Source organism: Salegentibacter maritimus (assembly GCF_016236915.1).
Lineage (GTDB): Bacteria > Bacteroidota > Bacteroidia > Flavobacteriales > Flavobacteriaceae > Salegentibacter > Salegentibacter maritimus.
On record NZ_JAEHOK010000002.1, the window covers coordinates 77,132 to 102,043 of the forward strand.

The window sequence follows — 24,912 nt, forward strand, 5'->3', positions numbered from 1 at the left end:
TTATTTTGGTCTAAAATATCTATTAATACTTACGCAACCAATCAATTTTTCTAAAAATGATACTTATGGATTTTCCAGGCAGTTTTGTGACGTATAAGTTTTTGAGGAAGAGTTGAAGCATAGTTGTGCGCTAGAAACTCGTTATGAGGTAGTTTATTTTTGGATATGGGGTTTAAATATTTACTTTGCCTGGCTGTTTTTAAATAAAAGTTGGTTTTTATAATCTATATTATGTATTTTAAGGGCTTAAAATTTTAAAGCCAAACTAACGTATTTAACATTAATATTAGCTTAAAACAAAAATGCTAATGACTTTTAACTATATGTTTTCTTAGAGCTTTATCTTTACCATGAAATATTGAGCATTAGTCCTGCTGCGTTGTTTGATGAGCTGATGTTAATATTGGGATATTGTAAATTGATGTAAAGGGTCTCACCCAATAATTAGATTTATGAGAATAAATGTAAAAACCCTACCAGTAGAGGATATTATCGAGGATATTTCTGAAAGCCTTAATGTTCCGGTTAAGAATGGTAGCGGAGAACATACTATAGAATTGCCAGAACATATAGGTGAAGGCTTTATTAGGGGTATTAGTTTTGATTCGGGAATGGGGTTTATAACTTACAATTGTAAGTTTTATGAAGATGTAGAAATTCACTTTTCGCTAAATACGGTGCACCCTCTAAAATTTATATTTTGTTCTGCCGGAAACACGGGTCATTCTTTTCAGGATACAGAAAAGGTTCACAATATTAAGGCCTTTCAAAATATTATTGTTTCCAGTAGCGGATACAATGGTCATGTGCTTTATTTTAAAGCTAACGAATCTACTCACGTGTCGAGTTTAGAGATAATTCGTTCTGTTTTTGCTCATCGTAGAAATTACGATTTTGAAAATCTTAATCCTACTCTAAAGGAGCTTTTTCAAGACGCGGTGGCAGAAAGACAATTTTTTTATCAGGGGAATTATAGCATTAAAGCTGCTGATATTATGAACGAGATAAATACCAGGGAGTATTCTGGATTTTTGCGTTCTCTATATCTTGAAGCAAAGGCTTTTCAGATGCTGGTAATACAGATTTCGCAATATGAAGATGATGAATCTGGTGATAAACTTCCACAAATTTTAAGACAATCTGATATAGAAAAAGTAGATTATGTGGTGAAACGAATACAGGGGGATCTTGGGAGTAATTTAACAGTAGAATCTCTAGCTAAAGAGGCAGGTACCAATGTAAATAAACTGCAGGAAGGCTTTAAATATGTGTATGATCTTACCGTGAATAAATATATGCAGCATAAGAAACTGGAGGCTGCTAAAGAGATGCTTATGACCACCGATAAGAATATTTCAGAAATTGTGACTGCCATTGGCCTTAACAATAGGAGTTACTTTTCTAAGATATTTAAAGAGAAATATGGCGTGAACCCTAAGTATTTTTTGAAAACCAGAAAGATGCTAAATGATTAGTCTTCTAGAATAATATCTTTTACCTGAGATAAATAGCTGCGGCCAATAACATATCTTTTACCGTTAATCTCCAGGCTGTTGCCTTCTATGGCTTCAATTTTGTCCAGGGAAACGGTATAGGACCTGTGAATTCTTATAAACCTGTTAGGGGGTAAGCTCTCGGTAAAGCTACTTAAGGTTTGATGAATTATATAGCTTTTATTGGGGGTTATTACTTTTATGTAGTCTTTTAAACTTTCAATTAATAAAATGTCATTCAAATAAACCTTTTTCATCTTCTTCTTGTTGATTTTTAGAAAAAGATGTTTGTTTTTCCAGCTTTCGTTATCGTCTTTGTTTTCTTCGTGAATTTTTTTGGCCTTATTTATGGCTTTTAGAAATCTGGGGAATGGAATGGGTTTTACCAGGTAATCTAAAATTTCAAGTTCATATCCTTTTACCGCATATTCTTCATGGGCAGTAGTGATAATAACCTGGGGTTTATCGCTTAAACTTTTTAAAAAACTGTAACCGTCTAAAATAGGCATGTTTATGTCTAAGAATAGAAGGTCTACCTTGTTTTCCTGTATAAAATCAAGGCTGTCCAGGGCGCTATTGAAGCTTGCTATTATATCTAAACCTTTTATTTGAGAGATATAGTTCTTAATTACATCTATCGCTAAAGGCTCGTCATCAATAATTACACAATTAAGGCTCATTCTAATTTTAACTTTAAGTCTACTAAAAATTCACACTCTCTCTTATCGATTTTTAGCTCATAATCTTTTTTGTCGTAGCATAGGCTAAGACGTTTTTTAACGTTAGCAATGCCTATCCCTCCTTGTTTTTTAGCTTCCTGGCTTTGCTGGGGATATGTTTTGATTTCTTCTGGTTTAGGTAGGCTATTTATGGCTCTAAAGTACAAAATATCCTCTTTAATAATGAGTTCTATCTTAATAAACACTTTTTTGATGCTTTTATTGGCTCCATGCTTAAAGGCATTTTCAATAAACGGTATAAGTAGCATTGGGGTAATTTCTTTATTAGCTGTATTCCCCTCAATTTTTAAGTTTATGCTCAATTTTTCGCCATATCTAATTTTTTCCAGGTCCAGATAATTCTGTATGCAATTAATCTCTTTATCTAAAGCTTGTAGGTTGGGTTTTGTTTCGTAAATTAAATACCGCATTAATTCTGAAAGTTTTAAAATAGTTTCAGGGGTTTTGTGCGATTTATTAAGGCTAAGGGAGTATATATTGTTTAAAGTGTTAAAGAAGAAATGCGGCGATATTTGCGAGCGTAAAAATCTTAATTCGGTCTCAAGTTGTGCTTTTTTTAATTTGGCCGCTCTTTTGTTTTCGCTCATCCAATCTATGGTGATTTTAATAGCAGTAACAAAAGATATTACATATAGTTCTCCCAGCATCATTACCATAATATAGTTAAAACTGAAGCTGGAAGTTTCTCCGGGGCCTTCTGGCCACACATTATTACTTATAAGGAGATATGTGAGTTCAAATTTTAAAAATACCATTAAGAAAATAGAACTCAATAAAAGAAAAATGAACCAAAAGAATCTTTTTGTATAAATAAATTTAGGGATGAGTAGGTAAATAGTAAAATAACATAAAATGATATGTATAGGGAATCCCAGCGAATTTGTTTTAAGGGAATAAAGGTAGTCGCCATAGTAACTGCCCCATCTTAAAGTGTTAAATATAAAGTAGACAAGCCAAAATATTATATGATGAATTGGGTCGATTTTATACTCCCAATTTTCATTTAAAAAAAACTCTTTCTTAAAACGTTTTCGTAATGGCATAGAATGGAAAAAGATAGATTTTAGCTATTCGGCTTTTTTTAAATGTTGTTTGTCTAATATTATTTTTTGGGATGCTGAATATATAAATATTTATGAAATATCTACCTGTATTTTTTTTAATGCAGCATAATTTAAATAAAAAAATGTTTAAAAAAATTTCTTTTTTCTTTTTTGTTTTGCCCTTTATTTTGGTTTCCTGTAAGCAGCAAAATGGTAAAACTAATGATTTTCAAGAACCCGCTAAAAAGCTAACTTCTTACGTAGATCCATTTATTGGTACGGGAGGGCACGGGCATACTTATCCCGGTGCGAGCACTCCTTTTGGTATGGTGCAAGTAAGTCCCGATAATGGGGTTAGTGGTTGGGACTGGTGTTCAGGTTATCATTATTCAGACTCTCTGGTTGCAGGTTTTAGTCATTTGCATCTTTCTGGAACCGGAATTGGTGATCTTGCCGATATTTTGTTTATGCCGGTAAACGAAAAAATAGATCTTACAAAAGAGGTAAAAGAAAGGGAAGATATTCCTTACCTTTCTAAATATTCGCATATAGATGAAACGGCAACGCCCGGGTATTATCAATTATTCCTTGAAGATTTTGATGTTAATGTAGAACTTAGTGCATCGCAAAGAACTGCTTATCATAAATATACTTTCGGGGAAGGTGAAGAAAAATCTGTAGTAATAGATTTGGGTTTTGCAATAAACTGGGACGAACCTACAGAGACGTCTATTAAAGTAGAGGACGAATATATTATTAGTGGTTATAGGCACAGTACTGGTTGGGCAAGCAATCAAAAAGTATTCTTCGTAGCTAAATTTTCGACTCCAATAATAAAATCTGAATTATTTTCGGGAGGCAAAGCAGCCTCAGGAACTCAGGTGAGCAATAAGAAAACTTCAGCTCAATTGTATTTTGAAAAAGATCCTAAAGAACTGCAGGTTGCAGTGGCACTTTCATCGGTAAGTCTTGAAAATGCTAAAGAAAATCTGGATGGGGATGCGAATTTCAATTTTAATGATACCAGAAAACAGGCGAATCAAACCTGGGAGAAAGCGCTTTCAGACATCACCGTAGAAACTCCTACAGATTCTTTAAAGACCATTTTTTATTCGGCACTTTACCATACAAAATTGGCTCCGGTTATTTTTAGTGATAAAAACGGGGAATTTCGTTTACAAAACGATAGTATTGTTCAAAAAGATTTTACTGCATATTCCACTTTATCGCTTTGGGATACATTTAGAGCGCAAAACCCTTTGTTGACTATTACGAATCCCGATATAACCAGTGATATTATAAATAGTATGTTGGTATACTATGAAGAGAGTGGAAGCCTTCCAGTTTGGACACTTTATGGAAACGAAACAAATACCATGACCGGTTATCATTCGGTTCCTGTAATTGCTGAAGCTTACTTTAAAGGTATTAAAGGTTTTGATGCTGAAAAGGCCTATGAGGCATTAAAAGCTACAATGATGCAAGATGACCGAAACTTAAAGGAGTTGAAGGAATATGGTTATATACCTTATAATTTAGGGGACGAATCGGTTACCAAAACTTTAGAGTATGCTTATAACGATTGGTGTGTGGCGCAAATGGCAGAAGCTTTGGGTAAGCAGGAAGATTATGAATATTTTTCAGAAAGGGCTAAGGCCTATAAAGAATTATTTGATCCTGAAACTGGGTTTATGCGTGGTAAATCTCCAGAAGGAAAGTGGAATACGCCTTTTGATCCCAAACACTCCAACCATAGGGTAGATACAGATTATACCGAAGGTAATGCCTGGCAACACAGTTGGTTTGTATTGCACGAGCCACAGGATTTAATAGAGCTTCATGGAGGGCCAAAACCTTTTACTGCTAAGTTAGAGCAATTATTTACTGAAAGTTCTGAAATTACCGGAGATAATACCTCGGCAGATATTTCAGGTTTAATAGGGCAATATGCACACGGGAACGAGCCCAGTCATCATATTGCTTATTTGTTTAATAAAGCAGGACAACCCTGGCGAACACAATTCTGGGTTCGCGAAATATTAAAAACCCAGTATAGTACACAACCCGATGGGTTAAGCGGAAATGAAGACGCGGGACAAATGTCTGCCTGGTATGTTTTTAGTTCTATGGGTTTATATCCTTTTAACCCCGTTTCAACCGAATATGAAATTGGGAGTCCGATTTTTGAGAAATCAACTATTAAACTAAAGAACGGAAATAGTTTTAAAATTATAGCTAATAAGGTTTCCGAAGAAAATATCTATATCCAATCTGCTACTTTAAACGGAAAAGATTTCAACCAAACTTCTATTTCTCATAAAACTCTTTTAGAGGGTGGTGAATTGGTGTTTGAAATGGGCAGTACACCCAATAAAGACTGGGGTGTTAAGCATAAAGACTAAGGAATGGGACTAATAGATGTTTTAATTATTGCGCTTTACCTTTTTCTAACCATTTTTATTGGAATATGGGTTTCAAGAAAGGCTTCTAAAGGTCTGGATTCTTATTTTTTGGGTGGAAAAAGTATTAAATGGTATTACTTAGGGCTAAGCAATGGCTCGGGGATGTTTGATGTTTCAGGTACTGCCTGGATGGTGGGCATTCTTTTTCTTTATGGGGTTAAGAGCTATATGTTTATGTGGATGTGGCCCATTTGGAACCAAATTTTTGTGATGATGTTTCTGGCAGTCTGGATTAGGCGGTCTGGGGTAATGACGGGTTCTGAATGGATTCTTACCAGGTTTGGTGATGATAAAGCCGGTAGGGCTTCACACCTTATTGTTGCTATTTTTGCCGTAATCGCTTCTATAGGTTTTATTGCCTATTTTTTTGAAGGGGTAGGTAAATTTATGACGGTAATTCTTCCATGGGACCTTTCGCTCTATATAGGCGAATTTAACCTCTTGAATTCTGAGCAGTCTTATGCTTTGCTTATAATATTCTTTACCACCATATATACGATAAAAGGAGGGATGTTTTCTGTGGTGACTACTGAGGTTTTACAATATGGTATCATGGTGCTGGCAGGTGTATTGGTGGCTGGATATACTTTTGTGAGTTTTACCGATGCCCAGGTGAATAGCCTTATACCTGAAGCCTGGAAAAGTGTTTCTATTAGTAATGAACTTCAAGGCTTTTGGGAAGGAAAAAAAGAGCCGTTTAATGCTCTTATAGATTCTCAGGGTTATAAAATGTTTGGGGCTTTTATAGGGATGACACTTTTTAAAGGCTTTTTTGCAAGTATTGCCGGGCCTACGCCCAGCTACGATATGCAACGTATACTTTCTACCAGAACAGTAAAGGAAGCTGCATACATGAGTGGTTTTACCAACCTTGTTCTATTTGTGCCTAGATATCTTTTAATAGCTGCAGTAGTACTTTTAGGCCTGGTGTATGTAGCTCCCGAGATGACGGCTGCAGGTAATATAACAGGAGATGATTTGGAGGTTATTTTACCAAAAGTAATTAATAATCATGTGCCGGTAGGGGTTAAAGGTTTGTTGCTTGCCGGTTTGTTGGCGGCATTTATGTCTACCTTTTCTGCTTTTGTGAACGCAGGCCCTGCCTATATTGTGAACGACATTTATAAAAAATACTTTAAGCCTAAAGCAACAGATCGTCACTATATTAAAGCCAGTCATATTACATCTATGTTAGTGGTGCTATTGGGGGTTATTATGGGCTTTTTTGCCGATTCTATTAACTCTATCACTCTCTGGATTACCAGTGCCCTGTATGGTGGCTATGTGGCAGCCAATTTCTTAAAATGGGTTTGGTGGCGTTTTAATGGTTGGGGTTACTTTTGGGGAATGCTTTCTGGCTTGTTAATCGCCACTACTCAATTTTTTATGGATCAAAATAAGGCTAACTTTGTTCCCGATTCCTTTTTATATGAAATTGCTCATGTTCCGGCCATATACCTTTTTCCCGCAATCTTTTTATTCTCTTTATTAGGATCTTTCCTGGGTACTTATTTTACCGCCCCCACCAGTATGGATACGCTAAAAAGTTTTTATAAAAATGTGAGACCATGGGGTCTGTGGAAACCGGTGCTAAAAGAATTGCAAGCAGAAAATGTAAAAATAAAAGGTAACAAAGATTTTGGGATAGATATGTTAAACTGCCTTGTTGGAATAATATGGCAGTCTACGATGATACTTATGCCAATATTTTTTGTGGTAAGGGATTACCCTAAAATGGGAGCAAGCTTTTTAGTCTTTCTTTTAAGCTCCCTTATTCTTAAATTTACATGGTTAGATAAAATTAGAAAATATAAAAATTAATATGGAAAATAATATTCCCTGGCAAGATAGGCCGGGCAATTCTAAGGAAGTGATGTGGAGATATAACGAGAACCCTATTATTGATCGTTATGCCATTCCTAGTTCTAATAGTATTTTTAATTCTGCAGTAGTCCCATTTGAGGATGGTTATGCCGGGGTGTTTAGATGTGATAATAAAGCTGTGCAGATGAATATCTTTGCCGGATTCAGTAAAAATGGGATCGATTGGGAGATAGAACATGAACCCATCGATTTTAATCCTGGTAATACTGAAATGATCGATTCAGATTATAAATACGACCCCAGAGTTACTTTTATTGAAGATCGGTATTGGATTACCTGGTGTAATGGATATCACGGGCCTACCATAGGAATTGGATACACGTTCGATTTTAAAAAGTTTTATCAATGTGAAAATGCATTCCTTCCATTTAACCGAAATGGCGTTTTGTTTCCTAAGAAAATAAATGGGAAATATGCTATGTTGAGTCGTCCAAGTGATAATGGACATACTCCTTTTGGTGATATCTATATTAGCTATAGCCCCGATATGAAATACTGGGGCGAGCATCGCTGCGTTATGAAAGTATCCCCTTTTGAAGATAGTGCCTGGCAGTGTACTAAAATTGGTGCGGGGCCTGTTCCTATTTTAACTAAAGAAGGTTGGTTGCTTTTTTATCACGGGGTAATTAACACCTGTAACGGATTTAGATATTCGGTGGGGGCTGCTATTTTAGATGAAAACGAACCGGATAAAGTAAAATATCGCTCTCAACCTTATTTGTTGGCACCGGCAGAGCTATATGAAACAACGGGCGATGTGCCAAATGTACTTTTCCCTTGCGCGGCTTTACATTCAGAGGAAGAAGATAAATTGGCGCTTTATTACGGTGCTGCAGATACGGTAACATCGGTTGCTTTTGGCCACCTTAGTGAGATTATTGATTATGTGAAAAATAACAGCCTTTAATTATGAAATATAAATTGCTTTTATTCATTATTGGTGTGTTTGCCCTAAATTCTGCTTATGCCCAAAATCCGCCAAGATCTTATATAGCTTATAAAACTATCGATGAGATTGAGATAGATGGTAGGGCTGAAGAAGCTTCATGGAAAGAAGCACCCAGAAGTAAGGATTTTATTGATATTGAAGGCGACAAAGTGCCAAAATATCAAACCTATATGAAAATGGTGTATGATGAAGATAACCTCTACTTCTATGCAAAGATGAAAGAGCCTCACATCTGGGGAACACTAAAACAACGTGATACGGTGATTTTCTATAATAATGATTTTGAGATTTTTATAGATCCAGATGGGGATACCCATAATTATATGGAGTTTGAAATGAACGCCTTAAATACCGTGTGGGATCTTTTTATAGTAAAACCCTATCGCGAACCGGCACCCATTGTTGATAGTTGGGATATTCAGGGCTTGCAATCGGCTGTACATATTTCAGGAACCTTAAATGATGCCTCAGACGAAGATGATTATTGGAGTGTTGAGGTTGCCATTCCCTGGGAGGTTTTAAAAGAAGCAAATATCCATAATAATATTCCGGAAGAAGAATTCTGGAGGGTTAACTTTTCGCGGGTAAATTGGGATTTTGATCTTACTGAAGGTAGATATTCCAGAAAGAAAGATGAAAATGGTGAATATTTGCCTGAATATAATTGGGTATGGTCACCACAGGGAGTTATCAATATGCACGAACCTGAGCATTGGGGCTATGTATACTTTTCTTCAAAAAATGCCGGGGAGCAGGACGAGTTTCAAATACCTGAAGACGAAAAGGTTAAATGGAAGCTTTACGAGCTCTACCGAAAGCATAAACACTATTTCAGTAAAAATAAAAAATGGGCTTCAAGCATCAGTGAAATTGAAAATAAACCAATTAAGCTAAATGGTGAGACTTTACAGCCAAAACTGGAAACTCACCTTACCGGATGGAATATCGCCATAATAAGCCCTTTCACCGGGAAACAATATATCATAAGAGAAGATGGTAAAATTTTAACCTCCAAAATTAAATAATATGAAAACTAAATTTTTATTAATTGCTTTAATAGCCCTTGGGTTTACTTCCTGCCTGGATAATGTGGCAGCTTCAAAAAAGGATCAGGATGATACTGCTTCTGTAGAAAAGCAGGACGACTTTAAATTCTGGGTATGGACCACCGCAGACCCAAAAAGAGCGGACTCTTCTTATACTTCGGAATTTAAAAAATATAGCGAAAATGGAATTGAAGCGGTACTTATTAATACCAATACCGATCCTGAGCTGCTTTCGCGTTTAACTCCTTTGGCTAAAGAAGAAGGACTGGAGGTACACGCCTGGATTATGGCTATGAACCGTCCCGGAGATAGTGTAGCATTGCAAAATCCAGAGTGGTACACAGTAAGTAGAGATGGAAATTCTACCCACGATACCAGACCTTATGTAGATTATTACCAGTGGTTGTGCCCTACGCGTGAAGAATCAAGAAATCATGTATTAGGCCTGGTAGAAGGTTTGTCTAAGGTAGAAGGTGTGGCTAGTGTGCACCTTGATTATATAAGATTTTCTGATATCTTTTTACCAATAGGCTTATTGCCTAAATACGATTTGGAACAAGAAGAGGAACTTCCTGAGTTTGATTTTTGTTATTGTGATGTTTGTGTTGCTGAATTTGAAGAAATTCACCACAAAAATCCAAGAGACTTTGAAAATCCTGCCATAGATATGGAGTGGAAACAATTCCGCTTAAACAAAATTAGAGATGTGGTTAATGATGCTTATAAAATTGTACACGACAATAATAAGCAATTAACTGCAGCAGTTTTTCCTTATCCTGAAATGGCAGATCATATGGTTCGTCAGCGTTGGGACAAATGGGAAATAGATGCCGTTTTACCAATGATCTACCATAACTTCTATAATGAGGAGGTAGACTGGATTGGGTATGCCACAAAACAAGGGGTTGAAGATTTAAAAGGAAAAGATACCGACTTGCACACAGGAGTGTACTTACCACCTATGAGTGGAGAAGATGTTACTGAAGCCATTAAACTTGCAAAAGAAAATGGGGCTAAAGGAATTTCGTTTTTTGATGGAAATGCACTTACCAAAGAGCAATTAAAAGCTATAAAAGAAGCGAGTAAGTAGATGAAGAATTTAGGTTTGTTTTTATTAATGTTGTTTACTGTTTCTGCTATTGCCCAAAAGCATAGGCTAACAGAATATGTAAACCCTTTTATTGGAACCGATGGCCCGGGAAATACCTATCCCGGTGCCACCGTTCCTTACGGGATGGTTCAATTAAGTCCCGACAATGGCATTGGAGGCTGGGATCGTATTGCTGGTTATTTTTATCAGGATTCTATAATTAGTGGATTCTCCCATATGCATCTTTCAGGAACCGGTGCAGGCGATCTCTATGATATTTTAGTGATGCCCACCAATAGTCGTTTTTCTAAACGAATTCCTGAGAATAATAATAAACCTTTTTCACATTTTAGCCATGATAAAGAAGAAGCTTCTCCCGGGTATTATTCGGTAGAGCTTTTAGATTACAACATTAAAGCAGAACTTACTGCAACCAAACGAACAGGAATACAGCGATATACCTTTCCTAAAGATTCCTTATCCCAAATTCACGTAGATTTGGGTTATGCGCTTAATTGGGACCGTCCAACTGAAACGCATATTAAAGTAGTAAACGACTCGGTTATTGAAGGTTTTAGAAAGTCTACCGGATGGGCCAACGATCAACGGGTTTATTTTGTGATGAAGCTCTCTAAACCATTTAAAAGTTTTAAACTTTTTGAAAATGGCAACCTGGTTTCACAAGAACAAATAACAGGAACCGATACCAAGATTATCCTGAACTATAAAACTACTTCAGGAGAACAAATAGTTTTAAAAACAGGTGTTTCTTCAGCAAATATTGAAGGGGCATACGCCAGCCTGCTAACAGAAGCGCCTCATTTTAGTTTTGATAAATACAGGGCTCAAGCTAATGATATTTGGGAGCGTGAGCTGAAAAAAATAAAAATTACAACTGCCAATAAAGATCAGAAATCGGTTTTTTATACCATGATGTATCAATCTATGTTGGCGCCAACTCTGCTTAGTGATCCTAACGGAAATTACAAGGGGGCAAATGGTGAGGTGGAAACAGCTAAAGGTTTTGAGCGTTACGATACTTTTTCTTTGTGGGATACGTTTCGGGCAGCGCACCCACTTTATACAATAATTCAACAGGAAAAAGTGCCCGATTTTATTGAATCGATGCTTGCTCATTACCAGGAAACAGGCTTGCTTCCGGTTTGGTCTATGCAAGGAAATGAGACCAACATGATGCTTGGTTATCACGCCGTTCCGGTGGTGGTAGACGCTTATTTTAAAGGTTTTGAATTTGATGCCGAATTGGCTTATAAAGCCTGTAAGGCAAGTGCTATGGCCAATGACCGGGAAATTGATGTTTACCGGGAATTGGGGTATGTGCCGGCAGGTGAAGATAATGAAGATTGGAGTGTTTCAAAAACACTGGAATATGCTTACGACGATTGGTGCATAGCTATGTTTGCAAAAGATTTAGGCAAAACTGCAGATTATCAATATTTTTTAAAACGTTCCCAATACTGGAAGAATATCTACGATGAACAAAGTAGTTTTTTTAGGCCTAAAACTGAAGAAGGGGAATTTGTAGAAGATTTTGTGGCAAAGGAATATACGAAGTACTTTAGTGAAAGTAATGCCTGGCAATATTTTTGGTTTGTGCCACAAGATATTCCGGCATTGATAAAAGAAGTAGGTGGCGAGCAACGCTTTGAACAAAAACTGGATTCTATGTTTACCTATCATCCGCTTGCTACAGATAAACTTTCAATATTCAGTACAGGTATGATTGGGCAATATGCTCACGGTAATGAGCCCAGCCATCACGTAGCCTATTTATATAATTATTTAGACAATCCTTCTGAAACCCAAAAGCGGGTAAGGGAAGTACTTACAAGCCAGTATAAAAATGAACCGGCGGGACATTGTGGAAATGAAGATTGTGGACAAATGTCTTCCTGGTATATATTTAGTTCCCTTGGGTTCTATCCCGTAAATCCGGCACAGGGCACTTATATTCTTGGCGCCCCTCTTTTTGAAAGTGCCGAAATAAATTTACCCGGAAATAAAATGTTTAGTATAAAAACAGAAAATTATGCTCCCGAAAATATGTATGTGAAGAGCGTACACCTAAACGGGAAGAAGCTTGATCGTGCATTTATAACTCATAAAGAAATAGTCTCAGGTGGTGAATTAGTCTTTAAAATGACCGATAAACCCGAAAAGAAAAAATCTAAAAACAGAAAAATTAAAACACCAAAGCCAAATAAAATTTACTAATGATGAAATCTTTATCCTACCTACTTTGTTTAACAGTATTAGTTTTGTCGGCCTGTTCGGGGAACAATCAAAAGACTTTTTCAGAAGAGGAATTAAGCCTTATTCCCAAGCCTACAGAATTAAAATTAAAGGAAGGGAGTTTTAATTTTACAAAGGAAACCGGCTTTGTTTTAGAAGGAGAAAATCAACGTGATATTGCAGAATTATTAAGTGCGAAGTTTGAGGCTGCTGCAGGCTGGGAATTAAAAATCTTTGAAGAAAAACCGGAAGCTAATTTTATCCAGTTTAAAGAAAATAAAGAGTTAAATGATGAAGCTTATAAGCTCAATGTAAATGATAAGAGAATAGTAATTGAGGCTGCTTCTTATTCGGGTTTTGTTTATGCACTTGAAACTGTAAGGCAGTTGTTACCGCTTGAAATTGAGAGCGAAGAAAAAATAAGCGATATAAACTGGCAAATTCCTCAAATCGAAATAAGCGATGAACCCAGATTTGAATGGCGTGGGTTAATGTTAGATGTTTCCAGACATTTTTTTGAGAAAGAATATATTTTCAAAACTATAGATAGACTGGCATTCTTAAAAATGAATACCCTGCATTTGCACCTGGTAGACGACCAGGGGTGGAGAATTGAGATTAAGAAATACCCAAAACTTACCGAAGTAGGTGGTTTTAGAGTAGACCAGGAGCATAAACACTGGGATGCCCGTAGTGAGAACAAGCCTGGAGATGAAGCAACTTATGGAGGTTTTTATACCCAGGAAGATATTAAAGAAATCGTTGCTTATGCCGGTAAACATGGGATAGATGTAATTCCTGAAATTGAAATGCCTGCGCATGTTACCAGCGCTATTGCTGCCTACCCAGAACTATCCTGTACCGGTAAACCGGTTGCTGTGCCATCGGGTGGACTTTGGCCTATAACCGATATCTATTGTGCCGGTAAAGACGAGACCTTTGAATTTCTTGAGAACGTATTGTTGGAGGTAATGGAGTTATTTCCTGCAAAATATATTCACGTGGGAGGTGACGAGGCAACCAAAACAGAATGGGAAAAGTGTGACGATTGCCAACGCAGAATTAAAGAAGAAGGATTGGCCGATGTAGAGGAGTTACAGAGTTATTTTATTCGCCGCATGGAAAATTTCCTTAGCTCTCATGACCGCATTTTGATTGGTTGGGACGAGATTTTAGAAGGAGGACTGGCACCGGGTGCTACTGTAATGAGCTGGAGAGGTACTAAAGGTGGCTGGGAAGCTTCAGAGCAAGGTCATGATGTGATTATGACCCCTGGAAGCCACGTGTATTTTAATTTCTATCAGGGTGATTTTGATACAGAACCTATGGCGTTTTCTGGTTTTACCCCCTTAACCAAGGTTTACGAATTTGATCCGGTTGTAGATAGCATGAGTGTGGCCCAGAAAAAACATGTACTTGGTGGCCAGGCAAACTTATGGTCTGAGTTCATAGATTCGCCAGAGCTTTCAGAATATATGCTTTTTCCAAGATTGGCAGCATTGTCTGAAGTACTTTGGATCCCGGAAGAGGATAAAGATTGGGCAGATTTTTCTAGAAGGATGCAGGTAATGTTTAAGCGTTTCGATCTTATGGGTATTAATTATGCTACCAGTGCTTATTCTGTAACCGCCCAGAGTGAAGTTGATGCGAACTCAGGTGCTATTGAAATAGCTCTAAATACCGAGTTTCCGGATGCTGAAATTAGATATACATTAAACGATAAGAATTTAAATGCTTCTTCTGCAGTATATACCGAGCCTATTCAGTTAGATACCAGTAGCTTATTAAGAGCCGCTGTTTTTGAAAATGGAAAACCCAAAGGTGATACTCTGGTTAAAAACTTTCATTTTCATAAAGCCGTAGGGAAAGAGGTTACCTATAAGCCTATGTATCACGATAGTTATACCGGGGTAGGAGAAAATACTACGGTTAATGTGATTAGAGCTACCAAGAACTTCCACGATGGTCAGTGGCTTGGCTGGTTAGGAGAAGATGTAGAAACTACTGTAGACTTGGGTGAGCTTACTAAAATTGAAAACCTAAAAGTTGGTGCTATGGAAAACCAGGGCTCTGGAATCTATTTTCCGGTTAAGGTCACTGCCTTTGCTTCTAAAGATGGAGAAAACTACACAAAGATTGGAGAAGTTTCCCGAGATTTTAAAATCAATGGCGCTATTGGTTTAAAAGATTTTGAAATCAATTTCGAGCCGCAGGAAGGCAGGTTTGTGAAGTTAAAAGTAGATGTTTATAAAGGCTTACCGGGAAAAGGTAGAGCCTGGTTGTTTTTAGATGAAATAATTGTAGAATAGCTGTAAGCCTAAGTTTATAAAGGTGTTCCGTTTGGATAGATGTTTTAGCATTAAATCAAAAAATATTAAAATGAAAGTAAGTTTATTGTTCAGTACGCTTTTTACACTTGTTTTTACAGCAAGTACCTTTGCGCAAGAAAGAGAAGTCTCTTATGTAGATTTTGTAAATACTTTAATGGGAACCGATTCTACTTTCGATTTGTCTAATGGAAATACCTATCCGGCTATTGCCCTGCCCTGGGGGATGAATTTCTGGACACCCCAAACGGCTGAAATGGGAGACGGCTGGGCGTATAAATATGATGATTATAAAATTCGCGGAATAAAGCAAACACATCAGCCCAGCCCCTGGCTAAACGATTATGCAGCCTTTTCTTTAATGGCAGTAACCGGAGATTTGAAATATGAAGAAGAAGAACGGGCTTCCTGGTTTTCTCATAAAGCTGAAACCGCAAAACCGCATTATTACAGCGTTTATTTAGCCGATTATGATGTTACTACAGAAGTAGCACCAACTGAAAGAGCGGCTCACTTTAAGTTTACTTTTCCAGATTCAGATAGTTCTTATATTGTATTAGATGCCTTTAATAAAGGATCTATGGTAAAGATTATCCCTGAAGAGCGTAAAATAATTGGATACGCCAGAAATAATCACGGGGGTGTACCTGATAATTTTCATAATTACTTTGTAGCTCAATTTGATAAGGATTTTGAAATTAAACATACCTGGAAAGACAATTGGGAGCTTCAGGAAAATTCTACTAATGCAGAAGCCGACCATGTAGGGGCTATTATCGGTTTTAAAACAAAAAAAGGAGAGGAAGTTAATGTAAAAGTTGCTTCTTCGTTTATTAGTCTTGAGCAGGCACAACAAAATTTGGATTCTGAAATTGGAGATAAAGATTTTGAGGAAGTAAAGGCCAATGCAAAAAAGATATGGAACCAGGAACTTGGTAGAATAAAAGTAGAAGGTGGGAATTCAGACCATATAGAAACTTTTTATTCAAGCCTGTATAGGGTTTTGTTATTTCCAAGAAGATTTTATGAAATAAATAAAGAGGGAGAGCGTGTACATTATAGCCCGTATAACGGAAAAGTTTTACCGGGTTATATGTTTACCGATAATGGCTTCTGGGATACTTTTAGGGCTGTATTTCCTTTTTTTAATATGATGTATCCCGAATTGAATAAAAAGATAATGGCCGGTTTGGCCAATACCTATAAAGAATCTGGATGGCTGCCTGAATGGGCCAGCCCGGGACATAGAGGGGTTATGATTGGTTCTAATTCGGCCCCCATCATTGTAGATGCCTATTTAAAAGGAAATGTTTACCCTGAAGATGTTGATGTGCTTTTTGAAGCAATACTTAAAAATGCAAATGTCGAGGAGGGGCGTCCGGTATCTTCTGTAGGAAGGGAAGGCGTTGATTATTATAATGAATTAGGCTATGTGCCCTACAATGTAGATATTCACGAAAATGCTGCAAGAACCCTGGAATATGCCTATGCCGATTGGACAATAGCCGAAATGGCGAAAGATTTGGGCAAAGAAAAGATTGCAGATCGCTTTTATAAGCAAGCTTATAATTATAAAAAACTTTTTGATCCTTCTACCAATTTAATGCGTGGAAAGAATGAAGATGGAACTTTTCAGGAGCCTTTTAATCCTTTAAAATGGGGAGATGCTTTTACAGAAGGTAATAGCCTGCATTATACCTGGAGTGTGTTTCAGGATGTTAAAGGGCTTATTGACCTAATGGGTGGGAAGAAGCAATTTACTCAAAAATTGGACACCGTGTTTGAAATGCCACCTAAATTCGACGATTCTTATTACGGCTTTACCATTCACGAAATAAGGGAAATGCAAATAGTGAATATGGGGAATTATGCCCACGGAAATCAACCTATTCAGCATATGATTTACCTATATAACTATGCCGGCCAGCCCTGGAAAACCCAACAAAGGATTAGGGAAGTACTAACTAAACTCTATGCCCCAACGCCAGATGGTTATCCTGGAGATGAAGATAACGGACAAACTTCGGCCTGGTACGTATTTAGTTCATTAGGATTCTATCCCGTTACGCCGGGAGCTGATCAATATGTAATTGGTAGCCCGCTTTTTGATAAAGCGAGCCTACATCTTGAAAATGGTAAGAAGTTTGAGATTATAGCTAATCATAATTCCGAAGAAAAGTTTTATATAGAATCGGCGTCCCTCAATGGACAGGAATGGAATAAAAACTATCTAAATTATAACGATTTAATGCAAGGGGGGACACTTCAGTTTGAATTATCCAATACGCCTAATACTAAGAGGGCTGTTACTAAAGAAGCGTTTCCCTTTTCTATGAGTTCAGATAAAAACTAATTCAATTTATGAAAAATATTATTTTTCCAGTACTGGCTTTTTTAGTTTCCGGTTTTATAACCGCACAAGAAGCCCCGGTAGATTATGTAAATCCTTTTATAGGAACTTCTAATTATGGAGCAACCAATCCCGGAGCCATAGCTCCAAGGGGGATGGCCAGTGTTTCTCCTTTTAATGTTGCCGGAAGAATAGACCTTAATCCACTGGAGAAAGATAGCCAATGGCTGTCTAATCCTTACGTTAATGAAAACCGGTTTTTAACAGGCTTTTCTCATGTTAATTTAAGCGGAGTTGGTTGTCCCGATCTTGGTGTGATTATTACTATGCCTACAACAGGGCAGTTGCAAACAAATCATTTACAATACGGGAGTACATACAAAAATGAAGTTTCAAAGGCTGGGTATTATTCGGCCAATCTTGATAAATATAATGTAAAAGCAGAAGCCACGGCGAGTACAAGAGTTGGTGTTTCCCGATATTCATTTCCGGCAGGAAAATCTAATATTTTATTGAATTTAGGTTTAGGACTTACAAATGAACAGGGAGGGATGCTTCGTGTTGTTTCCTCTAATGAGATTGAAGGAATGCGCACAGTAGGTTCTTTTTGCTATAATAATGCTGAAGCTGCTTATCCGGTTTATTTTGTGGCTAAATTTTCAAAAGCTGCTGATGAGTTTGGTGCCTGGAAAACTCCTTATAAATATGAAGGTGAAGAAGCTCAATGGATGGGCTACAATGGTAAAACCCGAATTAAAAAAGGGTTTACCCGGGAAGTAGTAGGTGATAGTATTGGAGCTTATATGACCTATAACTTTAAAGAAGCGCAAGAGGTAGAAGTTAAAATTGGCGTTTCTTATGTGAGTATAGATAATGCCAGGGAGAACCTGGAAAATGAGGTGGGAGCTTCAACTTTTGAAGAGGTATATGCTAAAACCAAAGAGGCCTGGAATGAAAAGCTTCAGGTTGTAGAAGTTGAAGGAGGAAGCAAGGATGATAAGACTATCTTTTATACGGCTTTATACCACACTCAAATTCACCCTAATATCTTAAATGATTTTAATGGGGAATACCCTGAGGTATCCACCGGGAAAATTGGTAAAACCAAGGGTACAAGATATACCACTTTTTCATTATGGGATACCTATAGAAATTATCATCAGTTAATGAGTTTGTTATATCCTGAAGAGCAGCTGCAAATGGTGAATTCTATGCTTGAGATGTACGATGAGAATGGATGGTTGCCGAAATGGGAACTAAACTCAACTGAGACGTTTACCATGGTAGGAGATCCTGCTGCTGTAGTGTTGGCAGATACATACGTAAGAGGTCTAACAGACTTTGATGTAGAAAAAGCTTATGAGGCTATGTTGAAAAGTGCACTTGATACAGTTAATAATCCTTTGAGGCCCGGTCTTAAATCTTATATTGATCTTGGTTATTTAGGCGTTGATGGTGGCGTTGCGGGACCGGTTTCAACAACACTGGAATATAACATAGCCGATTATGCTATTGCGCAATTGGCAAAAAGATTGGGGAAAGAAAAAGACTACAAAACATTTTTAGACAGATCTTTGTCCTACAAAAAGCTTTACAATCCAAAAACAGGCTTTTTACAGCCAAAATACAGTGATGGAAAATGGTATGAGCCTTTTGACCCGTTAGCCGGAGCAAACTTTCAAAAAAATGTAGGCTATATAGAAGGTAATGCCTGGCAATATTTGTTCATGGTACCACACGATATTAAGGGGTTAATGAAACTTATGGGTGGGGCTACTGCTTTTGAAGATAAACTTGATAAAGTTTTTGATGGAGGGCATTACGATATGGCCAATGAGCCCGATATACTTTACCCTTACCTCTATAATTATATTGAGGACAGTGAAGCTAAAACTTCATCAAGGGTTACTAAACTTATCAATGAATACTATACAAACAGGCCCGCTGGGCTTCCAGGTAATGATGATACCGGAACGATGAGTGCCTGGCTGGTATATTCTATGATGGGCTTTTATCCTGTGACTCCAGCAGAGCCTGCTTATACTTTTACCAAGCCGGCTTTCGAAAAGGTAAAGATAAATCTTAACGATACATATTATGATAATGAAGAAATCATAATTAATCTATACTCTTCAGAAGAAGCATTAGAAGATAATCAAACTTCTAAATTTCTAAGGAATGAGTTTTTTGTAGATCATAAAACTTTCCTAAACTCAAAAGAAATTAATTTAATAAGCCCGAAGGATTAATTAAAAATTTTAAAAAACATACAATTCTTTTTATTTTTTATTCAAAATAGTTTGAGTTATAATTAGTGTTTTAACGTTTTAAACATGCTTTTTCTCGAAAAAAAAGCAAAATTGTTAACACTCTTGTAACATTTGGTTATATTTATATGTGAAAGGCGTTTTTAAGACGTGAAATTCTAACCAAAACTATTTTACACATGGGTAAAAAATTATTATTCCTGCTTGGATTAATGTTTTTTTCATTTAATCAGAACTTGATTGCGCAGGAGCAGACAGTAACAGGAACAGTAACAGATTCTGAAAACGGAATGCCTTTACCGGGAGTTACTGTACTGGAAAAAGGAACCGATAACGGAACCTCTACAGATTTTGATGGGAACTATTCCCTGGAGGTTACCGATGATGCTACCTTAGTATTTTCTATGGTAGGTTACGTTAAACAGGAGGTTTCCGTAAATGGGCGGGCTATGATTAATCTACAGCTTTCTCAGGATACAGAGGCTTTAGATGAAGTGGTAGTAACTTCCCTGGGCTTAACGAGAGAGAAGAAATCTCTGGGTTACGCTGTTACCGAGCTAGATTCGGAAGAAGTAAATACCGTAAAAGACTATAATGTTGCCAGCTCCTTAGTGGGTAAGGTAGCCGGTTTGGTAGTTAATCAGGCTAGTGGAGTAGGTTCTGGTTCCCGGATTACTATTCGTGGTAATAATACTTTAACCGGAAATAACCAGGCGCTGGTGGTTGTAGATGGGATTCCAATTGATGCTTCAGGAAATGAATCTGGAGGAAGTATCTTTAATAGCACGGTTACCGGTGGGGGAATTACAGATATTAACCCGGCAGACATAGAATCGATTTCAGTACTTAAAGGTCCAAACGCGGCTGCGCTTTATGGTTCCAGGGCCGCCAGTGGGGTTATATTAATAACTACTAAAAAAGGAACAAGAGGTGCTGGTTTAGGTATATCTATTAATTCTAATATTTCTATTGAAGAAACTATGTTCCTTCCCGATCTGCAAAATGAATATGGACAGGGGACCAATGGTGCGGTTTATTCAGATTTAGATAATTTTGGATCCAGCTCGTGGGGGCCATTATTAGATGGTTCGCAGCAATTGTACTATACCGGAGAGCAGAGAGCTTATACTGCACAGCCAGATAACGTGGAAGATTTCTTTGAAAATGGGATTAAAAGTATAAACACTATTTCCATGGATCAGGGGGGAGAAAATCATAGTGTAAGATTTTCTTACACAAACAATAGAACAACCTCGGTTATTCCGAATTCTGAACTTCAAAGCCATAACTTCAATTTAAGAGGACTTATAGATCTATCTGATAGGTTAACCTTAGATACTAAAGCCACCTATTTTACTCAGGAACTTGAGAATAGAGTGAATGTAGGTACAGAAGGGGTTTTGGCTTATGTATATAGGATGCCACGAAATACAGCTATCGATGATCTTAAAAGGTATAAGCCTTCCTTATGGCCTAATCCAGAACTATTTCCAGATGAATATGCCGCCATAAGTTATGCGGGCCAGAATAAGAGTACGGGTAATCCTTATTGGATGCTACAACAAGATACGAATGATGAACGTAGAGATAGATTTTTAGGTTTTACAAAATTGAATTATGAGTTTAATGATTGGCTCTCTGCTTTTATTAGAATTGGTGGTGATGTAACCAATGTTAGAACGGAAATTATTCAGGATTATGGGCATCACTTTTTTTATGATGGTCGTTTAAATTTTGGTAATCGTAAAAATGTAGAAATAAATAGCGATTTTCTATTTACGGCAGATAAAGATCTTACAGAAAAGCTAAACCTGGTTGCCAATATTGGGGGAAGTTTATCTAAACGTACTTTTGAAGGGATGAGCGTTAGCGGAAATCAATTTAGGTTACCTTCAAGGGCATTTTTAAATAATACAAACGTACAAACCAGTACACATACTCCGTTAGGAATTAAAAAGATTAACTCATTATACGGTTCTTTTAGTTTTTCTTACGATGATTTTATGTATTTAGATTTAACCGCAAGAAACGATTGGTCTTCAACTTTACGTGAAGATAACCGCTCGTTCTTCTATCCCTCTGTAAGTTATTCATTATTGGTAAACCGCTTTATAGATCCGGATAGAGAGTTTTTGGATATGCTTAAGCTAAGGGCCAGTTGGGCAGAAGTAGGTAACGACACGGGAGTATACCAATTATACCAAACTTTTAGTGTACCACAGCAGGGGTATTTAGGCTTAACTGTTTTAGAAGGGCCTAGCGTAAAATTAAATCCCGACCTAAAACCGGAAAGCGTTAAATCTACTGAATTTGGAGTTGAATTTAATATGTTTAAAAACAGGTTGTACGGGGATTTTTCAATTTATGAGATCGTAACCAATGATATGATTTTTAATGTACCTGTTCCTTTCGCAACTGGATATAGCTTCTTTAAAGAGAATGTTGGAGAGGTAAAAAATAACGGGTTTGAATTGATGCTTGGAGGTATTCCCGTGCAAAATGAAAACTTTAGATGGGATATTTCTGTAAATATGTCCAGAAATAATAACAAACTTGTAGAGTTAATTGATGGTTTAGATTATACCGTATTAAATAGTTTAGGAGGTCTTTCTGTGAGGGCCGAAGTTGGTGGCGGAATTGGTGATTTATACGGTACCACCTGGAAGACCAATGAAAACGGAGAAAGATTAGTGAATGCAGAGGGTTTCCCGATAGCTTCGGTGGAAAGAGAAAAGCTGGGGAATGCACAACCCGACTTTATTGGTGGTTTAACCAATACCTTTACCTATAAAAACTGGAATTTCAGATTTTTATTAGATGGTAGATTTGGCGGAGAGATTTATTCAGCCACCTCATCTTATCTTGACGGTGCCGGGGTATCGGAAAGAAGCCTTCAATACAGAGATGGAGGGATAACCGTAGATGCCATTAATGAGGCTACAGGCCAGCAAAATGATATTCAAATTACCGGTCAGCAATATTGGGGAAGTTATTCAGGGATTACTTCAAATTATGTTTACGATCAAACTAATATTAGGTTTCGGGAATTTGCTTTAACTTATAGGTTGCCGGGAGAGACTATCAATAATGTAGGCCTAACTTCTGCTTCTATAGGTGTAATTGGTAGAAACTTATTTTTTATCTATAAAGAAGCTGACGATATAGACCCCGATGCATCTATAGGTACAGGATTATCAGGCCAGGGTATTTCCCTTAACAACGCACCAACTATTCGTAGTCTTGGTTTAAATATTAATATTAAATTTTAATAAAAATAATTATGAAAAGAATATTAAAAACAATTAGCACAAGCTTGTTGTTGGTCTTTTTGCTTGCCGGATGTTCCGATTTTGAGGAGATCAATACAAGACCCGATGCATTTGGATCTGACGAGGTAAGTGCCAAATACTTTCTTACCGGGATTCAAATTGAACTTTATGCGCCCAACCGGTTTCCTTACTGGAGAGCACAGTTAATTCATGCCGACAGGTATGCAGGTCAATTCACTTTTGGTTTTAACGGTTGCTGGTGGTCTGGCTCATTGGGCTATAACTATAGTGCCGGATATACCGATGCTACCTATAATTGGATGGCTGGTTATGTAAGTAACCTAAGTGTGTATCAAAATTTTGTAGGTGAAGGTGGCGATTTGGAAAATCAGAATTTTTACGCCCTTGGTCTTATAATGAAAGGCCTTTATTACCAAATGTATACCGATACTTTTGGAATGGTGCCCTATTCAGAAGCATTAGACCCAGATATAATTACTCCAAAATTAGATAGTCAATCGGAAATTTACCGTGGAGTAATAGCCGATCTGGATCAGGCAATGAGCATTATTGGAGATCAAACCGAAACAGGGAGTGGTATCGAGTTTCTTGCAGAAAACGATTTGTTTTTTAATGGAGATATGCAACAATGGAAAAAAATGGCAAATACCTTAAAATTAAGGATGGCTTTAAGGGCACAGGGGGCGCCGGGTGCAGATTTTGCCGAAACAGCTATTTCAGAAGCTTTACAGGCGCCGCTTTTAACAACCGAAATGGATAATGCGTTGATGGAAAAAGATACCGAGATAGACCAATTTGGAAATGCAGCATATGGCGATATTTGGCATAATTTCGGAGGAATTGGTTCCAAATGGAATGTTGGAAAAACTCTTATTGATTATTTAAGAGATAACAACGATCCCAGATTGTCTCGTTACGCCAAACCAATTAAGGGGGGAGAGTTTACTTTTACAAAACCGGCCGAAGGTGCAGGAGCAAGTCTTTTTGATAAACATGTTGAGTTTATTTTAGATGAACTTGATAACGCAGGAGTGGACTATACGAAAACTGGTTCGGGAGATGAATTTACCATTACGGTAGCTGATGATGAAGATTATTACGTGGGGCAGCCTTCCAGGTTAAATCCTGAAATCTATCCTCACGTTAAAAACGACTTGTTTTCTGAGCCGGCAGATTGGATTATTAACCCGAAAAATCAGGGACAGGAAATTTTCCCCGAGGTTGTATTTACCGCTGCCGAAGGTAACTTTTTACAGGCAGAGGCTATTATAAAAGGTTTTGGTACTGGTGATGCCCAAGCTCTTTATCAGGAAGGAATAAGACAGGCTATGAAGGTTTGGAGAGTTGATGAAAGCGAGATAGAAGCTTTTATTGCTAATGAAGAAATGGCACTGTTAAACGGAACCGATGAAGAGAACTTAGAAAAAATCGCCATTCAAAGGTGGATTGTTTCTTATACCGATGGGTTTGAAGCCTGGGCAATTGTAAGGGATACAGGTTACCCTGCCCAATTGGCAAATGGTGTTTCAGATTACGATATTTATTCGGCAGGAACCCTAAACGGGGAGTATCCACAACGAATGCGATATGGTAACCAGGAATATAATACAAATGGAGCTAATGTTGAAGCAGCTATACAGGAACAGGGACCAGACGAACAGGGAACTGAATTATGGTGGGCAGATTAGCCTAAAAATTTATTTAAAGAAAAGAGGGGA

General features: G+C 37.3%; 14 protein-coding genes. 12 read left to right on the forward strand and 2 right to left on the reverse strand.

Annotation, left to right across the window (positions count from 1 at the left end):
* Window positions 1–452 precede the first annotated feature (452 nt).
* On the forward strand, window positions 453–1,475 hold the full coding sequence (locus I6U49_RS01970; RefSeq protein ID WP_193711317.1) for a helix-turn-helix domain-containing protein: 1,023 nt from the start codon (window positions 453–455) through the stop codon (window positions 1,473–1,475).
* Here I6U49_RS01970 and I6U49_RS01975 read toward each other — a convergent pair.
* Together I6U49_RS01975 and I6U49_RS01980 are read right to left on the reverse strand one after the other, a co-directional pair.
* Window positions 1,472–2,173: a LytR/AlgR family response regulator transcription factor gene (locus tag I6U49_RS01975; protein WP_193711316.1), complete on the reverse strand. Its 702-nt coding sequence runs from the start codon at window positions 2,171–2,173 to the stop codon at window positions 1,472–1,474. The two genes, I6U49_RS01970 and I6U49_RS01975, sit on opposite strands and share 4 nt — an antisense overlap.
* A complete protein-coding gene (locus tag I6U49_RS01980; protein WP_317191836.1) occupies window positions 2,170–2,988 on the reverse strand; it encodes a sensor histidine kinase in 819 nt (272 codons plus the stop codon). Before I6U49_RS01980 ends, I6U49_RS01975 begins: the two co-directional genes overlap by 4 nt.
* Before the next feature lie 431 nt (window positions 2,989–3,419).
* Here I6U49_RS01980 and I6U49_RS01985 point away from each other — a divergent pair, with 431 nt between their 5' ends.
* The 11 genes from I6U49_RS01985 to I6U49_RS02035 all read left to right on the forward strand — a co-directional run bounded on the left by I6U49_RS01985 (window position 3,420) and on the right by I6U49_RS02035 (window position 24,882).
* Entirely contained in the window at window positions 3,420–5,678 is a 2,259-nt protein-coding gene (locus tag I6U49_RS01985; protein ID WP_198627385.1) for a GH92 family glycosyl hydrolase, read from the forward strand.
* A gap of 3 nt (window positions 5,679–5,681) precedes the next feature.
* Window positions 5,682–7,559, forward strand: a complete 1,878-nt coding sequence (locus I6U49_RS01990; RefSeq protein WP_198627386.1) for a sodium:solute symporter family protein — start codon at window positions 5,682–5,684, stop codon at window positions 7,557–7,559.
* Between the two features lies 1 nt (window position 7,560).
* Window positions 7,561–8,529 (forward strand): glycoside hydrolase family 130 protein, encoded by a 969-nt coding sequence (locus I6U49_RS01995; protein WP_193711312.1) that lies wholly within the window; start codon window positions 7,561–7,563, stop codon window positions 8,527–8,529.
* A gap of 2 nt (window positions 8,530–8,531) precedes the next feature.
* Entirely contained in the window at window positions 8,532–9,596 is a 1,065-nt protein-coding gene (locus I6U49_RS02000) for a carbohydrate-binding family 9-like protein (RefSeq protein WP_198627387.1), read from the forward strand.
* Between the two features lies 1 nt (window position 9,597).
* Window positions 9,598–10,707: a putative glycoside hydrolase gene (locus I6U49_RS02005; RefSeq protein WP_198627388.1), complete on the forward strand. Its 1,110-nt coding sequence runs from the start codon at window positions 9,598–9,600 to the stop codon at window positions 10,705–10,707.
* A complete protein-coding gene (locus I6U49_RS02010) occupies window positions 10,708–12,942 on the forward strand; it encodes a GH92 family glycosyl hydrolase (protein WP_198627389.1) in 2,235 nt (744 codons plus the stop codon).
* Window positions 12,942–15,269 (forward strand): glycoside hydrolase family 20 protein, encoded by a 2,328-nt coding sequence (locus I6U49_RS02015; RefSeq protein ID WP_232804611.1) that lies wholly within the window; start codon window positions 12,942–12,944, stop codon window positions 15,267–15,269. Before I6U49_RS02010 ends, I6U49_RS02015 begins: the two co-directional genes overlap by 1 nt.
* Window positions 15,270–15,339: 70 nt before the next feature.
* Window positions 15,340–17,640 carry a GH92 family glycosyl hydrolase gene (locus I6U49_RS02020; RefSeq protein WP_198627390.1) on the forward strand — a complete coding sequence of 767 codons (2,301 nt, stop codon included), beginning with the start codon at window positions 15,340–15,342 and terminating at the stop codon, window positions 17,638–17,640.
* 8 nt (window positions 17,641–17,648) lie between these two features.
* Window positions 17,649–19,886: a GH92 family glycosyl hydrolase gene (locus I6U49_RS02025; RefSeq protein ID WP_198627391.1), complete on the forward strand. Its 2,238-nt coding sequence runs from the start codon at window positions 17,649–17,651 to the stop codon at window positions 19,884–19,886.
* A 197-nt stretch (window positions 19,887–20,083) separates the two neighbouring features.
* On the forward strand, window positions 20,084–23,173 hold the full coding sequence (locus I6U49_RS02030; protein WP_198627392.1) for a SusC/RagA family TonB-linked outer membrane protein: 3,090 nt from the start codon (window positions 20,084–20,086) through the stop codon (window positions 23,171–23,173).
* 11 nt (window positions 23,174–23,184) lie between these two features.
* The gene (locus tag I6U49_RS02035; RefSeq protein WP_198627393.1) at window positions 23,185–24,882 is read left to right on the forward strand and encodes a SusD/RagB family nutrient-binding outer membrane lipoprotein; all 1,698 of its coding nucleotides are present in this window, start codon (window positions 23,185–23,187) and stop codon (window positions 24,880–24,882) included.
* The last annotated feature ends 30 nt before the right edge of the window (window positions 24,883–24,912 follow it).

Coding starts and splice junctions, on each gene's coding strand:
- I6U49_RS01970 (WP_193711317.1), top strand. CDS start 453: ATGAGAATAAATGTAAAAACCCTACCAGTAGAGGATATTATCGAGGAT.
- I6U49_RS01975 (WP_193711316.1), bottom strand. CDS start 2,173: ATGAGCCTTAATTGTGTAATTATTGATGACGAGCCTTTAGCGATAGAT.
- I6U49_RS01980 (WP_317191836.1), bottom strand. CDS start 2,988: ATGGTATTTTTAAAATTTGAACTCACATATCTCCTTATAAGTAATAAT.
- I6U49_RS01985 (WP_198627385.1), top strand. CDS start 3,420: ATGTTTAAAAAAATTTCTTTTTTCTTTTTTGTTTTGCCCTTTATTTTG.
- I6U49_RS01990 (WP_198627386.1), top strand. CDS start 5,682: ATGGGACTAATAGATGTTTTAATTATTGCGCTTTACCTTTTTCTAACC.
- I6U49_RS01995 (WP_193711312.1), top strand. CDS start 7,561: ATGGAAAATAATATTCCCTGGCAAGATAGGCCGGGCAATTCTAAGGAA.
- I6U49_RS02000 (WP_198627387.1), top strand. CDS start 8,532: ATGAAATATAAATTGCTTTTATTCATTATTGGTGTGTTTGCCCTAAAT.
- I6U49_RS02005 (WP_198627388.1), top strand. CDS start 9,598: ATGAAAACTAAATTTTTATTAATTGCTTTAATAGCCCTTGGGTTTACT.
- I6U49_RS02010 (WP_198627389.1), top strand. CDS start 10,708: ATGAAGAATTTAGGTTTGTTTTTATTAATGTTGTTTACTGTTTCTGCT.
- I6U49_RS02015 (WP_232804611.1), top strand. CDS start 12,942: ATGATGAAATCTTTATCCTACCTACTTTGTTTAACAGTATTAGTTTTG.
- I6U49_RS02020 (WP_198627390.1), top strand. CDS start 15,340: ATGAAAGTAAGTTTATTGTTCAGTACGCTTTTTACACTTGTTTTTACA.
- I6U49_RS02025 (WP_198627391.1), top strand. CDS start 17,649: ATGAAAAATATTATTTTTCCAGTACTGGCTTTTTTAGTTTCCGGTTTT.
- I6U49_RS02030 (WP_198627392.1), top strand. CDS start 20,084: ATGGGTAAAAAATTATTATTCCTGCTTGGATTAATGTTTTTTTCATTT.
- I6U49_RS02035 (WP_198627393.1), top strand. CDS start 23,185: ATGAAAAGAATATTAAAAACAATTAGCACAAGCTTGTTGTTGGTCTTT.